The organism is Marinospirillum sp. (assembly GCF_014859565.1).
The window spans coordinates 1-14,441 of the sequence record NZ_JACUUA010000079.1; the positions used below are offsets into that span (position 1 = coordinate 1).

Genomic DNA, 14,441 nt, shown 5'->3' on the forward strand with positions numbered 1-14,441 from the left:
GAACCTTCGACCAATTGGTTAAAAGCCAACTGCTCTACCACTGAGCTAACGACCCCTTAACGCGGCGCATATAATAGCTTTTTTTCAGTCTCTTGCAACCCCCTGAGCCGAAAAAAACCTGTTTTATTTACTGCGCCGAGCTATTTATTTGCTGCGCCGACCGATGGCGTGCACCGGTTTACGCGCACCGGAACGCTGCTTCTGACCCGGACGCCCTGTCTGCAGGGGGGTGGCCGATTTTTTTGCCAATCCAGCCAGCGCCGACATGTCATCAATTTCTGACTGAGTCAGTTCAATCCATTCACCCATCTTGGTGCGCTTGTCCAGATAGATATTACCGTAACGTACCCGTTTCAGGCGGCTGACGGTAACCCCCTGAGATTCCCACAAACGGCGCACCTCACGGTTGCGGCCTTCAGTGATCACCACGTGATACCAGACGTTGATGCCTTCACCGCCCACCAACTGAATATCAGTAAAACGAGCCACACCATCTTCCAGCATCACACCGTCTTTCATGGCATTCAACATTTCATCGGTGACTTCACCCATCACCCGCACCGCGTATTCACGCTCAACCTGATGCGAGGGGTGCATCAGGCGGTTAGCCAGCTCCCCATCATTGGTGAACAACAATAAACCGCTGGTGTTGATATCCAGGCGGCCTATGGCTATCCAACGCTCACCACGCAGGCGCGGCAGATGGTCAAAAACCGTGCGACGACCTTCAGGATCTTTGCGAGTAACCAGTTCACCTTCCGGTTTGTTGTACATAATGACACGGCGGGGAAGGTCATCTTCAGCTTTCAGACTGACCGGACGACCACGTACCGTCACACGATCACGGTCAGTGATACGATCACCCAGCGTGGCGGTACGGCCATTCACTGTGACCAGTCCGGCATCAATCAGGGTTTCCATTTCACGACGTGAGCCAAGTCCGGAACGTGCCAGCACTTTCTGCAGTTTTTCTGTGGCATCTGCGGTGGGGTTGGCGGCAGCTTTTTCAGCAGCTTGTTGCTGGTTGTAGTATTGCGTTTTTTTCATGGGTGTTCACACACGGTAAGAGAGTATAAACGGGGCGGTTATTGCCCCTCGGGTTCATCATCCTGATCCTGCACAAAACGCTGCGCCAGATCTGCAAAGGTCAATTCCTTCACTTCTGGCAAGGGTGCTTGTAACAGTTCCCTGACAGTTTCAGGATCATCTGACAGGTCTGCATCCATATCTTCATCCACTGACAGCATAGGCGAAACCGGAGGTTTATCCAGCTCGTCATGCCATTCTTCCTCAGTATCCACCAGCTCGCGCAGCTCATCCAGCGGTGGTAACTGATTCAGGCTTTTCAGCCCAAAATAATCCAGAAACTGGCGCGTGGTGGCATAGAGTGCCGGGCGACCGGGTACTTCCCGATGCCCAATCACACGTATCCACTCACGGTCTTCCAGGGTGCGGATAATCTGTGAGCTAACACTGACCCCCCGCACATCTTCAATTTCGCCTCTTGTCACCGGCTGACGATAAGCGATCAGTGACAGGGTTTCCAGCAGCGCTCTGGAATAACGCGGCGGTTTTTCTTCTGACAGGCGACTGATCCAGGGCGCATAGTCACTGCGAATCTGATAACGAAACCCACCAGCCAGTTCCACCAGCTGCTGGCTGCTGCCTGTTGCCTCTTGCTGCAGCTGCTCCAGTGCGGCACGCAGTGCCAGGCGATCAGGGCACTGGTGAGGCTCAAACACCGCAACAAGGCGCTCCAGGCTCAAAGGCTCACGGGCAGCCAGCAGCAAGGCTTGGATCACTCGCACCAACTTCGGTTGAGATAACTGGCTCACCCCGCGTCCTCTTCGGGCATCTGTGAGTCATCCGCTGAATTCAGACTACCCAATACACGCAGCCGTACATGGATCATGGCAAACAGTTGAGTTTGCACCAGCTCCACCAGTTGTTCCTTGACCAGCTCCAGCAGCGCCATAAAAGTCACCACCATACCGGGACGGCCTTCGGTGAGATCAAACAGGTTTTCAAAAGTCAGATAACCTTGCGCCTGCTTCAGATACTCCAGCACCTGAGACATACGCTCCCGTGTGGACAGGGGCTCACGGCTGATCTGGTGATGCGCCAGCAGATCGGATTTTTTCAGCAAGCGGGCAAAAGCCAGCAACACTTCCTGCAGATCCACATCAGGATGCTGCACCCGGCTTTGCAACTCCGGCAGTTCCGGCAACAGTGGGAACAGGTCCCTCTCTTCGCGGGGCAAGGCATCCAGCCGCTCTGCTGCTGTCTTGAACTGCTCATACTCCAGCAGACGACGAATCAGTTGGGCACGTGGATCTTCGTCGTCGTCTTCATCTTCCGTGCCCGGAGCACGGGGTAACAGGCTGCGTGATTTGATTTCTGCCAGCAGCGCGGCCATCACCAGATATTCACCCGCCAGCTCAATCTGCAGCTCCTGCATCAAATCCAGATAATTTATATATTGCCGGGTGATTTCAGCCACATTCACCGTCAGGATATCCAGATTGTGCTTGCGGATCAGGTACAGCAGCAGATCCAAAGGCCCTTCAAAAGCCTCCAGAAAAACTCTTAATGCTTCCGGTGGAATAAACAGATCTTCTGGCTGAACAGTGAAGGGTTGACCGCCTACTTTAGCCAGCAGATCCATCTGCTCTATAACTCGCTGCACCCTGAATCAGCCGCCGAAAGGTGCTGGATCTCCCCGCCCTTGACGGGTAATTTCCGGCACACCGGTACAAAGGTTCACCACGGTGGTTGGCTCAATGGAACAGGCGCCGCCATCAATGATCAGATCCACCAATTTGCTCAGCCGCTCACGGATTTCATCCGCTTCATGCATCGGCAGGGTTTCACCCGGCAGAATCAGCGTGACACTCATCATCGGTGCGCCCAGCTCTTCCAGCAGGGCATGGGTCAGCACATGATCCGGCACCCTTAGCCCGATGGTGCGACGCTTGGGATGCATCAACAGCCGGGGAACTTCACCGGTAGCATTCAGGATGTAGGTGTAAGGCCCAGGTGTGGTGTTTTTTAACATCCGGAACACGGTGTTATCTACCTTGGCATAAACCGACAGCTCTGAAAGGTCGGCACACATCAGTGTGAAGTTGTGTTTGTCGTCCAACTCACGAATACGCTTGATGCGCTCCACGGCTTTTTTTTCACCAACACAACAGCCCAGCGCATAGGCTGAGTCGGTGGGGTAAGCAATCACACCGCCTTCTCGCAAAATGGCAACGGCCTGCTGAATCAGACGTTTCTGGGGATTTTCAGGATGTATTTCAAAATACTGGCTCATCACGGCTTCTCTTGCAGATTAAATCGTTCACTCAAGGGTACACAGGCAGCAGGCAAGGCTGCATAACTGCCGGGCGCCGGACAACCAGGGCCACTGGCATGAAAATCACTGCCCCAGCTAGCCACCAGTCCGGCAGCTTCCATCAGCTTCACCAGGCTCAGTGTTTGCTGCAAATCCTGCTGACCACTGACCACTTCCAGCCCTTGTCCACCGGCTTCGGCAAAACTACTAATCAGCCGGTTGCGTTTGGTTCGGGTTAACTTGTAATGCTGCGGATGTGCCAGACTGACAAAAGCACCAGCGGCTTTTAAACGCTCTACAGCTTCGGCCATATCCATCCAGTGGTTTTTGACATCACCTATTTTACCGGCACCCAGCCACTTACGAAATGCCTGGCTGTGGTTATCCACATACCCAGCCGACACCAGCGCTTCAGCAAAATGTGGACGACCCGGTTCACGACCGCCAGAATAACGCAGTACGTCATCCAGCTGTAGATGCACCGATGCGCGTGCCAGTTTTTCGATGATGCGGGCGGCTCGTTGCCAGCGTGCCTTGCGTTGTTCTTCTGCCAACGCATGCGCTTCGCTGGTTACGCCTTGCGGCCAGAGTGCCACCAGATGAATGGTGACGCCCAGCCAGGTGCAGGAAAACTCCATACCCTTGATCAGCCTGATTCCCAGTTGCTCAGCTGCAAGGCTGGCTTCATCCAGACCGGCAAAGGTATCATGGTCGGTCAGCGCTATTTCTTTCAGCCCCCGCTCGGCAGCAAACTGCAACAAATCCGTTGGGCTTAAAGCACCATCGGATGCAGTAGAATGCATGTGGTAATCACATTGATTGCTGGCAGGAGGCATAAAAATCACAGGCAGTTTTTAAGGCTGTCAAGATTAACACTTTTACCCGGAGACAACCCGATGTTTTACGCCCTGATCTGTGAAGACAAACCCGGTACCCTTGAGCAGCGTCTGGCTGCTCGCCCCGAACATCTGGCACGCTTGGAGGCATTAAAAAACGAAGGTCGATTGCTGCTGGCCGGTCCGCATCCAGCCATTGAAAGTGACAACCCCGGTGAAGCGGGTTTTACCGGCAGCTTAGTGGTGGCTGAGTTTGCCAGTCAGGCCGATGCACAAGCCTGGGCAGACGCTGACCCCTACATTGCTGCTGGTGTTTACCAAAAAGTCACCATCAAACCCTTCAAAAAAGTACTTCCCTGAATTCCCTGCTTTTGTACATGAGCAACCGCCATGCCTGAAACATCATCATCTGTAATCTACAGCCACCTGCACCCTCGTGCTCTGCAAACCGCTCAGATTCAATGGCAGGAGGGCACCCCGGTGGCCGATGCGTTTGATGATGTTTATTTTTCCCGCAATCAGGGGCCGGATGAAAGTCGCTACGTTTTTCTGCAGCAGAACAATCTCCCAGAGCGCTGGCAAAGCTGGCAACAACAACGGGCTTTTGTGGTGGGTGAAACCGGTTTTGGCAGCGGACTGAATTTGCTGGTTGCCATACAAGCTTTTTTGCAGACAGCACCCAGTGATGCCCGCCTGCACTGGATCAGTACCGAGTTGTTTCCGCTCACCCCGGAGGATCTGCAACAGGCACACAACAACTGGCCAGAGTTAGGTACGTTTTCCAGCTGGTTGCAACAAAACTATCCACAAGCGGTTTCCGGTTTTCATCGCCTGCACCTGCATCCTCGCATCACCCTGGATCTACTGCTGGGCGATGCAGCCAGTAATCTGGCCGCGCTGGATGCGCAGGTGGATGCCTGGTGTCTGGATGGTTTTGCACCGCTCAAAAATCCAGGCATGTGGACGGATCAACTTTTTGCTGCGCTGGCACACTGCAGCCATGCCGACACCACCTTTGCCACCTTCACATCGGTGGGTAATGTTAAACGCAGTCTGCGCGCTGCCGGTTTTACGGTTAAAAAGGTGCAGGGGTTTGGTAGTAAGTGGGACATGCTGCGAGGTGGTTTTACTGCCCCGAACCTGCCACACACCAAACCCGGCTGGGTGCAGCAGGCACCCCAATCCGATCCAGGGCGTATTGCCATTATTGGTGCTGGGCTGGCTGGGCTTTGCACCGCTCAGGCACTGAGCCGCCGTGGCTTGGAAGTGGATCTTTACGAGGCAGACGAAGCGGGTACCGGTGGTTCTGGTAATCGTCAGGGAGTGCTTTACATCAAGCTGGCCGTGGATACCAATCCGGCCAGCCGTTTTTATCTGAGCGGACTGGAATATAGTCGTCGCTGGCTGCAACAAACAGATCCAGAACAGAACTTCTGGTCACCTTCTGGTGTATTACAACTGGCACTGGATGAAAAAGAGCAGCAACGCCAGCAGCGTTTTTTGCAGCGCCAGTTATTACCCTCAAGTCTGGTTTATCCGGTTGATGCTAACACCGCCAGCCAGCTGGCTGATACACCCATCACTTGTGGTGGTTTGTTTTATCCCCGCGCAGGCTGGGTGCAACCGGGGCGTCTTTGTCAGCAACTGGCAACGAGCCTACCCGGTATTCGTTTACACAAACAACAAGCGGTCACTGGGATCACCCAGCAGCCCCAAGGTGGCTGGCAAGTCACCACAGCGCAGGGGCAACAGGATTATGACACGGTGATACTGGCCAGTGCGTTTGCCACCCGTAAATTTGAGCCTTGTCGCTGGTTACCGATCAAATCCATACGCGGGCAGGTGACACATCTGCCATTGAACGAAAAAACAGCACCACGACCTCGCACAGTAGTTTGTGGAACTGGGTATGTCAGCCCACCATTGCAACAGACGCTCTGTTTTGGTGCGACTTTTAACCTGCATTCCAACAACCCACAGCTGACTGATGAGGATCATCAAGCCAATATTGAGGAGTTGAATACCAGCCTGCCGGAGTTGTTGACCCAGCTATTACCACAAAGCACGGAACAGCAAGCCATCAATGCCACAAACTGCACTGGCCGAGTTGGTTTCCGTTGTACCTCACCGGATTACCTACCACTAGTTGGCCCCGCTCCTGTGGCTGAACGCTGGCAAGTGCTTTACCAGGATCTGAGCTATAACGCCCAGCTGAGTGATCTACCCGCTGCGGAGAATTATCCTGGCCTATGGCTGAATATTGGCCATGGTTCACGCGGACTGGCCAGTATTCCACTGGCCTCTGAACTGCTGGTGAGCCAGCTGTTGAATGAACCCGCGCCGGTGGCAAAAGAGCTGCTGGAAAGCCTGCATCCCGGACGTTTTATCATCCGGGAATTAAAACGCAAAAAACTCAGTCGGGCTGATGCGTCAGCAAAGTCCAACTGATTTCACCGGCTTCTGACACCTGATATTCAAACAGCGCCTGCCCACGGACATGGCCGTCTTCATAGACTGCCAGTACCCAGTGGCGATTCAGCACCACGGATTCCTCCAGCACAAAATCCATACTGCCACCCAGCACCGGCTGTTGCGGTATCAGATCTCTGCGCTCAGACAGGCTCTGCAGGATACGCCGCTCCGGTCTGGCCCCAAACCCCAGCTGCCGTCGATCCGCATCACTCAAGCCATGCACCGGCTCAGGTCTGGGTCGATAACTGCGCGGATCGGGCACCGTCTGCATTTCTGCTTCCTGTGGAAGCGTCACCGCTGCTGGACTCGGTTCTTCGGGTCTGGGCAATAACAATGAAATGATCAGCCCCAGCAGCACCAGCGGGAGTAGATAGCGATGGTATCTCATAGAATTTTCCTAAAAAAAAGCGACCCTCGCAGGCCGCCCCTTATTAAGACTCAAAAGATCAGTTTTTTCCAGCGCGTTTACGCTCGTTTTCTGTCAGGAATCTTTTACGCATACGGATGAAGTTAGGTGTGACTTCCACCAGCTCATCATCATCAATGAACTCCAGTGCTTGTTCAAGGCTGAACTTCACCGGCGGAGTCAACTGAATGGTTTCATCGTTGCCGGAGGCGCGCATGTTATCCAGTTTTTTCGCCTTGGTGGGGTTCACTGCCATGTCGCTGTCGCGGGAGTTAATACCCACAATCATGCCTTCATACACTTCCACACCCGGGCCTACAAACAAGCGACCACGATCCTGCAGAGTCGTCAGAGCATAAGCCAGCACCTTGCCGGTCGCCATGGAAACCAGCACACCGTTGATGCGATGCTCTACTGAGCCTTCTGCAATCGGGCCGTAATGATCAAAAATACTGGTCAGAATGCCGGAACCGGAAGTCAGAGTCATGAACTGGTTGCGGAAACCGATCAGACCGCGTGAAGGAATGATAAAGTCCAGACGCACACGACCCTTGCCATCTGGATTCATGTTGGTCATGCGCGCTTTACGCTTGCCCAGCTCTTCCATGATGGAGCCCTGATGCTGTTCTTCAACATCAATGATCAGCTCTTCATAGGGTTCCTGCTTCACACCATCAATGGTTCTGATGATTACTTCAGGACGGGAAACACCCAGCTCAAAACCTTCACGGCGCATGGTTTCGATCAGTACCGACAGGTGCAGCTCACCACGACCAGAAACACGGAAACGATCCGGGCTGTCGGTTTCTTCAACACGCAGCGCCACGTTGTGCACCAGTTCTTTTTCCAGGCGCTCTTTGATGTTGCGGCTGGTGACATACTTGCCATCTTTACCAGCAAACGGAGAGTTGTTGACCTGGAAAGTCATGGTCACCGTTGGCTCATCCACACTCAGTGCAGGCATGGCTTCAGGATTGTTCGGATCACACAGGGTATCGGAGATGAAGAGTGGATCCACACCGGTGATACAAACGATATCACCTGCTTCAGCGCCTTCGGGTGATTCGTTGCGCTGCAGGCCGTGATAAGTCATGACCTGACCGATTTTGGCTTTACGCTGCTTGCCTTCACGGTCAATAACAATGATCTGCTGGTTAGGCAGGGCACGGCCACGAGTGATACGGCCAACACCAATTACACCCACATAACTGGAATAATCCAGTGCAGAAATCTGCATCTGGAAAGTGCCTTCTGGGTCAACAGCTGGTGGTGGCACCAGATCGACCACCGCCTGGAACAACGGGGTCATGTCTTCTGCCAGCTCATCAGGCGAGTTACCGGCGACACCATTCAGTGCCGAGGCATAAATGATCGGGAAATCCAGCTGCTCTTCAGTGGCACCCAGGTTATCAAACAGATCAAACACCTGATCCACCACCCAGTCAGGACGCGCACCGGGACGGTCCACCTTGTTGATCACCACAATCGGCTTCAGACCACGGGCGAAGGCTTTCTGGGTCACAAAACGGGTCTGCGGCATAGGCCCGTCCATTGCATCAACCAGCAGCAGTACCGAGTCAACCATCGACAGCACACGCTCAACCTCACCACCAAAGTCGGCGTGGCCGGGGGTGTCAATGATGTTGATGCGGTAGTCATTCCAGGTAATGGCAGTGTTTTTGGCCAGAATGGTAATGCCGCGTTCTTTTTCCTGATCGTTGGAGTCCATGACTCGCTCAGACTCTGCATCACGGCGATCCAGTGTGCCGGATTGCTTCAGAAGCTTATCAACCAGCGTGGTTTTACCATGGTCAACGTGGGCAATAATGGCGATGTTACGTAGTTTATCTATCACAAGCTGCTCCCCGGACGAGCCGGAAGGTGGTCTGGACAGGCCAGCCAGAGGAGATGCTCCTGACCAACCCGAAAAAAAATGGCGCATAAGTATAACGGCAGAAGGGTGACAGTAATAGCTTTTTACTGCTTTAGTCGATCAGGCTGCAATTCAGTGCAGCCAACGCACCACAAAAGCACAGGATTAGTGCAACGGCAGCATTTATGCTCTAATTAGGTGCGCAATAATGCGCCAAAAAGAGGTGATTGCTTCATCTTGAGGCTGAAAACAACCGCAACACCCTGAATTGATGCAAGCTGGAGCGATGCTGCATATTTTTGGCACAGGGTTTGCTATTACTTTGACAGACCTGACCTCAACTGGTGGAAACCGGCTTGAAGCAGAATTTGAAACACCCCCAGACCCAACGCCAAACGATGGAGGCGAGCATGTCCAAAAACAGCCTTTCTATGATCAAGGAACACGATGTTAAATGGATTGACCTGCGTTTTACCGATGCCCGTGGTAAAGAGCAGCATGTGACCATTCCTGCCTCTTCTGTTGATGAAGAGTTTTTCGAAAACGGCCAGATGTTTGACGGCTCTTCTGTTGGTGGCTGGAAAGGCATCAACGAATCCGACATGATCATGCGTCCTGACGACGCCACTGCCGTGCTGGATCCTTTCACTGACGAAGCCACTCTAATCCTGCAGTGTGACATCATCGAACCTGCCACCATGCAAGGTTACGAGCGCGACCCCCGTTCACTGGCTCGCCGTGCAGAAGAATACCTGAAGTCCACCGGTATTGCTGACACCGCTTTCTTTGGCCCTGAACCCGAATTCTTTATTTTTGATGATGTGAAGTGGAAACAGGACATCTCCGGTGCCTCCTATTCCATCGATTCCGAAGAAGCAGCCTGGTCTTCTGATGCCACCATCGAAGGCGGCAACATGGGTCACCGTCCCCGTGTGAAAGGCGGTTACTTCCCTGTTCCTCCGGTTGACTCTTCCCATGAAATTCGCGGTGCCATGTGTAATGCCATGACCGCCATGGGTCTGAAAATCGAAGTTCACCACCACGAAGTGGCCACAGCCAACCAGTGTGAAATCGGTGTTGCTTTTAACACTCTGGTGAAAAAAGCTGACGAAGTGCAGCGCCTGAAGTACTGCGTACACAACGTGGCTCATGCCTTTGGCAAAACGGCGACCTTCATGCCCAAGCCGCTGGTGGGTGACAATGGTTCCGGTATGCACGTTCACCAGTCCCTGTCCAAAGACGGTGTTAACCTCTTCTCCGGTGACAGCTACGGCGGCCTGTCGGAAATGGCTCTGTACTACATTGGCGGTATCATCAAACACGCCAAGGCACTGAACGCCATCACCAACCCGCTGACCAACTCTTACAAGCGTCTGGTTCCCGGTTTTGAAGCTCCGGTTATGCTGGCCTATTCTGCCAAAAACCGCTCTGCGTCCATTCGTATTCCTTACGTCAGCAGCCCCAAAGCACGTCGTATCGAAACCCGCTTCCCTGATCCAGGTGCTAACCCCTACCTGTGCTTTGCTGCACTGCTGATGGCGGGTCTGGACGGTATTCAGAACAAGATTCACCCTGGCGATGCCATGGACAAAAACCTGTATGACCTGCCCCCGGAAGAAGCGGCTCTGGTTCCTCAGGTGGCGGGTAGTCTGCAGGAAGCTCTGGAAGCTTTGAATGCGGATCGTGAGTTCCTGACCAAGGGTGGTGTATTCACTGATGACATGCTGGATGCCTTTATTGACCTGAAAATGGAAGAAGTCAACCGTCTGAACATGACCACTCATCCGGTCGAGTTCGACATGTACTACTCCATCTAATCCCGTCAGGGTTCAGTTGCAGCTTAAAACATCCGCCACAGATGTGGCGGATGTTTTTTATGGTTGTGCAGTTGAGCGGCTGGAAAGAAAAAAAACACCCCAGAGACAGGGGCGCTTTTTAAATACAGCTGGGTGGTTATATCGGCCGACGATGGATCACGTCATGCTTATTTGTTGGTGTTGGCTCCATCCTTGTCCATCAGACTTTTCAACTTTTTAACACTCCAGAAGCTGGCAACAATCATCACAGCGATCAGCACCAGGCTGGCAACTACATGTTGATCAGTGTACATAGGTTCTCTCCACAGAAATAATAAAATCGGCTGGTTTTCCACAACTCAAGTTTAGCTTATATTCTACCCTTTAAAATAGCGATAACCTTAACACAGATCATAAATTACAATTTTTCACTCCTCGCAAGCAATGCGATGCAGTCTGCCCCACAACAATTTGATAAGCTGGAATAAAGTTTCTGAAACAGGCTCAGCAATGAAAAACAAAACCCAGCCACCGTTAAATGGCACCCCAAGCTACTGGAAAGCACGATTACGACCCGGCACAACTGGTGATAAACCCACCAGAACCAGCTGGGCTTATGTGCAATCCATCAGTCATACTGATGTACGCTTTCACTGTGAAAAACTGCTAAAAAAAGGCTTGCTGGTGACTCTGGATATCCAGGCTATTCACAAGGGCATCAAACATCCCTTGCATATCACCGGCAAGGTACTGAGTTGTATCCTGCTGTCCTGCGGTACCCTGTATGGTATTGATTTGCAGATCACAACCATCAGCAAAGCGGATCAGGAATTTGTTGAGCAGTATATCGAAGATAAAAAATCAATGAAGCTGAGTTACAGCAGCGCTTAGGCCAGCATTTTGGCAATGCCATACTCTTCATCCAACAGCCGCCCGATGGCATTGCCACGACTGAGATGATGGGCATACTGAGTATGCAGACAGCGGATCTGCTTCCAGTTTTCAATACCTCCCACGCCCCTTTTGCTGAATACTTCGGTAAAACCTAGGCGTTCAATCTGCTCACGAGTAGCCGGTGTCATGGCCGCCCAGCGACGTGCTACATAATCTTCATGGCTGCGGTGATATTCAGCCATTAATGCCTCATCGGTCTGTAAACGGGCTTCCAGCTCCTTGATCAGTCCTGCTGCCTCCAGATGTGACAGCTCTTTTACCAGCAGACGACTCGTGAGCCAGTAAAAGGTCGGGAAGGGTTTACCATCCACTAATGCCGCCACCTGTACTGCCAGAGGTCTACCACGACCGTCCACAGCGGTAATGCACTGCATACCCTTAGGCTCTTTACCTAGCTCTTCGGTGATGATATGACGCTGCTCAGGTGTTGGCTCAAGGGTAACTCTCTGGAACATAATACTTTTCACTCTTTTAATATAAAAACAGCGGGCTATTTGCCCGCTGTATGGTTCTCGATAACAGTCTGTTTAACCTGCCAGATAAGCACTCAGCATCCAGACGGTTTTTTCCTGCTGACTGATGTAATCACTCATCAGCGAGGCAGTACCTTCATCACCGGCACTACCAGCAGCATCCAGCAGATCACGCTGCATTTGCAGCAACTCTTTGTAACCAGCCAGCAGACCTTCCACACACACCTTGCCATCACTGGCTTGCTTATGTTCTTTGATGCTGCTGTGAGCAATATAGTCACTAAAAGCATGCAGAGGACGATGTCCCAGAGTCAGAATACGCTCTGCCAGCTCATCCACTTTCAGCAGCAGGTCGTTATACTGCTCCTCAAACTTGACGTGCAACTCAAAAAAGGAAGAACCCTGAATATTCCAGTGGTAACCACGGACATTCATGTAAAAAATCTGGTAATTGGCCAGCAGGATGTTCAGTTTTTCAGACAGCTGCTGGGCTTTGGCAGTATCAAGACCGATACGATTAGTGCTCATGAGATCTCCTTGCTTATCAAGATAACGGTTTATCTTTCAACTGTTTTATCCTAACGCAGAGCCACTCTGCAGGCTATGGGTATTTGTGCATTCCATCAATAGCTCACGCCTATCAGCTTTTGAATATACCGCAAAACTAAAATGAGGTTCTGGGGCATCAGGCAGCAAAGCAACAGCTCGTTGCACCTTATCCAGTAATGACGGCAAATCATCAGCCACCAGATTCAGGTGTCCCAGCTTACGGCCAGCGCGCTCTTCCTTACCATACAGATGCAGATGCACACTGTCTTCCTGCAGCAGTTGCCTGGTATCACCACAACGACCAATGATGTTGATCATGCAGGTGGGAAAACGAGCCGCTGTTGATCCCAGGGGTAAGCCGGCCACCGCCCGCAGGTGGTTCTCAAACTGGCTGGTCACCGCACCATTTTGGGTCCAGTGACCCGAGTTGTGAACACGTGGTGCCATCTCATTCGCCAGCAAGCGACCATCGGCCTGCTGAAACAATTCCAGAGTCAACACGCCCACATAATCCAGTTCTTTTAACAGCGCCTGAATATAACTCTCAGCCTGCTGCTGGATGGCAGCATCCAGATCCGGCAGGGGAGCCAGTGAATAACGCAGAATACCATCCACATGGTGATTTTCTGCCATGGGATAAAAACGCACCTCGCCGTTTTGTCCACGCACAGCAATGATGGATACTTCACGAACAAACTCGATAAAAGCTTCAACAATTAATTCACGCCCACCAATCCGCTGCCATACAGCCGCCACTTCCGCTGCATCAGCGGTACGCAAAACAGCCTGCCCCTTGCCGTCATAACCTTCAGTGACGGTTTTTACCACCACGGGTTTGGCGTGTTTAGTGATCAGTTGACTGACCGCTTGTTGCAAGGTTTCCAGACTGTCCACCAACTGATATTCCGGAGTGGGAATCTGCAACCGGGTAAACAGGGCTTTTTCCAGGCCTCGATTCTGACAGACTTCCAGCGCGCGGCTCGAAGGGTAAACAGGTTTGTGTTTTTCAATGTCCCGTACCCGATCCACCGGCAGGTGCTCGAACTCAAAACTCACAACATCGACCTGAGCCAGAAACTCGGCCAGATGCTGATTATCAAGATCAATCTGTGTGGTGCCGATATCTGCACTGGGGCTGCCACTGGTATCGAGAAACACAAAACGCTGACCCAGTGGATATCCGGCCAGCGCCAGCATTTGTCCCAGTTGCCCTGCACCCAGAATACCTACACGCATGATTTCAACCCCTGGATTACTCAACTCGTGGATCAGGATGATCCAGTACAGCTTGTGTCTGCTGTTGACGGAAATTTTTTAATGCTGCTGCAACTTTTGAATCCTGCAGCGCCACAATCTGAGCCGCAAGAATACCGGCATTGGTGGCTCCTGCTTTGCCAATGGCCAGAGTTGCCACCGGTACACCACCGGGCATCTGTACAATCGACAGCAGTGAATCCATACCTTTCAGAGCCTGGGACTCAACAGGAACACCCAGTACCGGCAAACAGGTCTGGGATGCAGCCATACCCGGCAGGTGTGCAGCACCGCCCGCACCGGCAATAATGACCTGTAGACCACGAGATTCGGCTGTTTTTGCATACTCAAACAGCAGATCTGGAGTACGGTGGGCAGAAACGACTTGCACCTCATGGCTGACGCCCAGCTTGTCCAGCATGGCTACAGCATGTTCCATGGTCGGCCAGTCCGACTTGGAACCCATGATCACGCCTACTTGTGGCTGCATC

At 52.4% G+C, this 14,441-nt stretch carries 16 protein-coding genes; 4 read left to right on the forward strand and 12 right to left on the reverse strand.

All coding sequences use genetic code 11. The annotated features are described in order from the left end of the window. Positions 1 to 144: 144 nt before the first annotated feature. The 5 genes from rluB to IBX50_RS10985 are packed head-to-tail and all read right to left on the reverse strand — an operon-like array spanning position 145 to position 4,140. Positions 145 to 1,047, reverse strand: coding sequence for a 23S rRNA pseudouridine(2605) synthase RluB (gene rluB, locus IBX50_RS10965; protein ID WP_292255824.1), 903 nt, complete (start codon positions 1,045 to 1,047; stop codon positions 145 to 147). A gap of 38 nt (positions 1,048 to 1,085) precedes the next feature. Beyond that, positions 1,086 to 1,835: an SMC-Scp complex subunit ScpB gene (scpB, locus tag IBX50_RS10970; protein ID WP_292255826.1), complete on the reverse strand. Its 750-nt coding sequence runs from the start codon at positions 1,833 to 1,835 to the stop codon at positions 1,086 to 1,088. Continuing rightward, the gene (locus IBX50_RS10975; RefSeq protein ID WP_292255849.1) at positions 1,832 to 2,665 is read right to left on the reverse strand and encodes a ScpA family protein; all 834 of its coding nucleotides are present in this window, start codon (positions 2,663 to 2,665) and stop codon (positions 1,832 to 1,834) included. The genes scpB and IBX50_RS10975 overlap by 4 nt, the downstream gene beginning before the upstream one ends. Positions 2,666 to 2,692: 27 nt before the next feature. Further along, a complete protein-coding gene (locus IBX50_RS10980) occupies positions 2,693 to 3,316 on the reverse strand; it encodes an L-threonylcarbamoyladenylate synthase (protein ID WP_292255828.1) in 624 nt (207 codons plus the stop codon). Then, positions 3,316 to 4,140: a PHP domain-containing protein gene (locus IBX50_RS10985; protein WP_292255830.1), complete on the reverse strand. Its 825-nt coding sequence runs from the start codon at positions 4,138 to 4,140 to the stop codon at positions 3,316 to 3,318. Before IBX50_RS10985 ends, IBX50_RS10980 begins: the two co-directional genes overlap by 1 nt. Before the next feature lie 93 nt (positions 4,141 to 4,233). Here IBX50_RS10985 and IBX50_RS10990 point away from each other — a divergent pair, with 93 nt between their 5' ends. Continuing rightward, positions 4,234 to 4,533 (forward strand): YciI family protein, encoded by a 300-nt coding sequence (locus tag IBX50_RS10990; RefSeq protein WP_292255831.1) that lies wholly within the window; start codon positions 4,234 to 4,236, stop codon positions 4,531 to 4,533. Positions 4,534 to 4,563: 30 nt separating this feature from the next. Beyond that, positions 4,564 to 6,621 (forward strand): bifunctional tRNA (5-methylaminomethyl-2-thiouridine)(34)-methyltransferase MnmD/FAD-dependent 5-carboxymethylaminomethyl-2-thiouridine(34) oxidoreductase MnmC, encoded by a 2,058-nt coding sequence (gene mnmC, locus IBX50_RS10995; RefSeq protein WP_292255833.1) that lies wholly within the window; start codon positions 4,564 to 4,566, stop codon positions 6,619 to 6,621. On the opposite strand, the gene IBX50_RS11000 is transcribed toward mnmC, so the two are convergent. Beyond that, entirely contained in the window at positions 6,587 to 7,033 is a 447-nt protein-coding gene (locus tag IBX50_RS11000) for a hypothetical protein (RefSeq protein WP_292255835.1), read from the reverse strand. The genes mnmC and IBX50_RS11000 overlap by 35 nt on opposite strands. A 58-nt stretch (positions 7,034 to 7,091) precedes the next feature. Then, on the reverse strand, positions 7,092 to 8,906 hold the full coding sequence (gene typA, locus IBX50_RS11005) for a translational GTPase TypA (RefSeq protein ID WP_292255836.1): 1,815 nt from the start codon (positions 8,904 to 8,906) through the stop codon (positions 7,092 to 7,094). Positions 8,907 to 9,334: 428 nt separating this feature from the next. Between typA and glnA the strand changes: the two genes are divergently transcribed. Beyond that, positions 9,335 to 10,741, forward strand: coding sequence for a glutamate--ammonia ligase (gene glnA, locus IBX50_RS11010; RefSeq protein ID WP_292255839.1), 1,407 nt, complete (start codon positions 9,335 to 9,337; stop codon positions 10,739 to 10,741). Positions 10,742 to 10,908: 167 nt separating this feature from the next. Here glnA and IBX50_RS11015 read toward each other — a convergent pair whose 3' ends face one another. Beyond that, the gene (locus IBX50_RS11015) at positions 10,909 to 11,034 is read right to left on the reverse strand and encodes a hypothetical protein (protein WP_292255841.1); all 126 of its coding nucleotides are present in this window, start codon (positions 11,032 to 11,034) and stop codon (positions 10,909 to 10,911) included. A 196-nt stretch (positions 11,035 to 11,230) separates the two neighbouring features. On the opposite strand from IBX50_RS11015, the gene IBX50_RS11020 reads away from it, so the two are divergent. Then, entirely contained in the window at positions 11,231 to 11,611 is a 381-nt protein-coding gene (locus IBX50_RS11020; protein ID WP_292255843.1) for a hypothetical protein, read from the forward strand. On the opposite strand, the gene IBX50_RS11025 is transcribed toward IBX50_RS11020, so the two are convergent. The 4 genes from IBX50_RS11025 to purE all read right to left on the reverse strand — a co-directional run bounded on the left by IBX50_RS11025 (position 11,608) and on the right by purE (position 14,440). Beyond that, the gene (locus IBX50_RS11025) at positions 11,608 to 12,129 is read right to left on the reverse strand and encodes a DUF501 domain-containing protein (RefSeq protein WP_292255844.1); all 522 of its coding nucleotides are present in this window, start codon (positions 12,127 to 12,129) and stop codon (positions 11,608 to 11,610) included. The genes IBX50_RS11020 and IBX50_RS11025 overlap by 4 nt on opposite strands. Before the next feature lie 72 nt (positions 12,130 to 12,201). Next, a complete protein-coding gene (locus IBX50_RS11030) occupies positions 12,202 to 12,675 on the reverse strand; it encodes a Dps family protein (RefSeq protein ID WP_292255845.1) in 474 nt (157 codons plus the stop codon). Between the two features lie 45 nt (positions 12,676 to 12,720). Continuing rightward, positions 12,721 to 13,932, reverse strand: coding sequence for a 5-(carboxyamino)imidazole ribonucleotide synthase (locus IBX50_RS11035; protein ID WP_292255846.1), 1,212 nt, complete (start codon positions 13,930 to 13,932; stop codon positions 12,721 to 12,723). 16 nt (positions 13,933 to 13,948) lie between these two features. After that, complete coding sequence (purE, locus tag IBX50_RS11040; protein ID WP_292255847.1) at positions 13,949 to 14,440, reverse strand: 5-(carboxyamino)imidazole ribonucleotide mutase; 492 nt, start codon at positions 14,438 to 14,440, stop codon at positions 13,949 to 13,951. Between the last annotated feature and the right edge of the window lies 1 nt (position 14,441).